This is a genomic window from Victivallis sp. (assembly GCF_048170485.1).
In the GTDB taxonomy this organism is placed as follows: domain Bacteria; phylum Verrucomicrobiota; class Lentisphaeria; order Victivallales; family Victivallaceae; genus Victivallis.
Genome location: NZ_DBEXAY010000136.1, coordinates 1 through 2,818 on the forward strand (window position 1 = coordinate 1; position 2,818 = coordinate 2,818).

At 60.2% G+C, this 2,818-nt stretch carries 2 protein-coding genes; both read left to right on the forward strand.

What is annotated here, in order from left to right; genetic code table 11:
- Positions 1 to 15: 15 nt before the first annotated feature.
- The gene (feoB, locus tag ACMLHG_RS07345) at positions 16 to 2,169 is read left to right on the forward strand and encodes a ferrous iron transport protein B (RefSeq protein ID WP_295807573.1); all 2,154 of its coding nucleotides are present in this window, start codon (positions 16 to 18) and stop codon (positions 2,167 to 2,169) included.
- A gap of 3 nt (positions 2,170 to 2,172) precedes the next feature.
- On the forward strand, positions 2,173 to 2,818 hold a 646-nt coding region (locus ACMLHG_RS07350), incomplete at its 3' end, for an HD domain-containing protein (protein ID WP_295807576.1).

A 2,818-nucleotide genomic window follows, 5' to 3' on the forward strand; every position in this document is an offset into this window, starting at 1 on the left:
CAGGATGTTCCTATCATGAACGAACGTATCTGGCGGGTGGCGCTGGCCGGAAATCCCAATTGCGGCAAGACCACCATCTTCAACGCGCTGACTGGAACCAGGCAGCATGTCGGAAACTATCCGGGGGTTACCGTCGAACGGAAATGCGGAACCTGCCGGATTCAGGACCTTTCGGTGGAACTGGTTGACTTGCCTGGCATCTACAGCCTCTCCTCCTCGTCGCCGGAGGAGAAGGTGGCGTTCCGGGAGCTGTTGCACGGTGAGATCGATATGATTCTCAACGTGATCGACTCCAGCAACGCCCAGCGGAACCTCTACCTCACCACGCAGCTCGCCGAGCTGGATCTGCCGATGGTGCTGGTCTTCAATATGATCGATGACGCGGAAAAACGCGGGCTGGCATTTGATTTTGAAAAATTCAGCGGATTTTTCGGCGCTCCGGTCATCACGACGGTTGGATTTTCCGGGCAGGGGATCGACCAGTTGAGAGATATCATCTATCGCATTGCACATGAAGCGAATCCGCCACGTCCGGTCAAGCCGAAGTACGGGCCGAAAACTGATCAGGCAATCCGGGCTCTGACGGAGAAGATTCGCGAGTTGCAGCGCCCGGAGACGCGCCGGATTCCCGCCCGTTATTTTGCCATCAAGCTGTTGGAAAATGACAGTGAAATCTGTTCCCGGCCGGAGTTCGCCTCCCTGCTTCCTGAAGCGGAACAGTGGCGGCAGGCGATCACGACCCGCAACGGCCTGAACAGCGAGGTGCTGATGGCCGACTATCGTTACGGAGTCATCGCCGGTGCCTGCCGGGAGGCGATCCACGTCAGCAATGACGTGCGCCGCCAGCTGTCCGATTCGATCGACCGGGTGGTGACCAACCGCTTTTTCGGTGTGCCGATCTTTCTGCTGATGATGTATCTGGTGTTCATGTTTACCTTCGTGGTGGGGCAGTATCCGATGGACTGGCTGGAGGCGCTCTTCGGGGCGCTTGCGGACGGAATCAACGCCATCTGGCCGGCCGGGCAGGCGGAGTTTTTCCGGCGGTTGCTGGTGGAGGGAATCATCGGCGGCGTCGGCGGCGTGCTGGTCTTTCTGCCGAACATTCTGCTGCTCTTCATGGCGATCGCCTTCCTGGAGGGAACCGGTTACATGGCGCGGGCGGCATTTGTGATGGATGGATTCATGCATATGTTCGGATTGCACGGCAAGAGCTTCATCCCGATGCTGCTGGGGTTCGGCTGTTCCGTGCCGGCGATCATGGCGACCCGCACCATTGAATCCGAGCGGGATCGGCTCACGACGATCATGATCATCCCCTTCATGAGCTGCGGAGCCCGGTTGCCGATCTATTCTTTGATTATTCCGGCGTTTTTCGCGGTGCGGTATCAGGCGCTGATGATGTGGATCATGTATGTGATCGGTGTGGTGGTGGCTCTCTGCTGTGCATTGCTGCTCAAGTCCACCCTGTTCCGCGGGGAAGGGGAGGTGTTCGTCATGGAACTGCCGCCCTACCGGATGCCGACCCTCCGGAGTATCCTCATCCAAATGTGGGAGCGGGCGGTGATGTACCTGCACAAGGCGGGAACATTGATCCTCGGTGCCTCGGTCATCCTTTTCATCATCAATACATTCCCGGGAAAGACCGACTTCGGCGCGACCGGGGAGAAACTGGCCGCGGTGGAGCAGAGCACGACGCTTCCCGCCGCGGAGAAAGAAGCGGCGATTGCGGAACTGAACGGGGAAATCAAGGCGCAGAAGCTGGAGTACTCCACCGCCGGCCGGCTTGGCCGGGCGCTTTCGGTGGTCCTTTCGCCGATCGGATTTGACTGGAAGGTCAGCTCCGCGCTGATCGGCGCATTCGCCGCCAAAGAGGTATTTGTCGCCCAGCTGGGGGTGCTTTTCTCGATTGAGGACGCCGAGGCTTCCGCCGACAGTCTGCAAATGCGGCTCCGGCAGGCGTACACCCCGCTTCAGGCGTTCTGCATCATGCTCTTCTGTCTGCTGACGATCCCCTGTATGGCGACGGTGGCGATCGTCCGCAGAGAGACCAACTCCTGGAAGTTGACCTTTTTCCAGATGGGAATGTACACCGTGGTCGCCTACGGATTGACCTTCATCGCCTATCGGATTGGTCTGCTTCTCGGCATCGGCACCACATTCCTGAGTTGAACGATGGATTTTGAGCAACAGTTTGAAGAGGTGCGGCACCGGGTGAAAACAAAACTCGGCGTCGCCTCCGGCTGTCACGACTTCGACCACACGTTGCGGGTGCTCCACAACGCGGAACTGCTGGCGGAGAAACTGCCCGAGGCCGATCGGAAGATCGTCCGGCTGGCGGCGCTGCTGCACGATTTCGCCCGCCCGGAAGAGATGGCGTCGAAAGGGAAGATCTGCCATGCGCTGCTCGGCGCGGAGCTGGTCCGCCCGCTGCTGGCGGAGTGCGGTTTCTCCGGCGGAATGATCGAAGCGGTTTCGCAGGCGGTGCTGACCCACCGCTACCGGGCCGGGCGGCGTCCCGCCACTCTGGAGGCGGAGATCGTCTACGACGCGGACAAACTCGATTCGCTCGGCGCAGTCGGCATCGGGCGTGCCTTCCTCTTTGCCGGGCGAGAACATGCCCGGCTTCATAACACGGCCGAAGAGGCGCTCTCTTCGGAGGCGTACAGCCGGGAGGATACCGCCTACCGCGAGTATCTGGTGAAGCTTCGCAAACTGCCGGACTGCATGCTGACCGCTCCCGGGCGGCGGCTCGCGGCGGAGAGGGCCGCATTTATGAAGGAGTTCTTCGACCGGCTCAATGCCGAAACCGCGCTCTTCT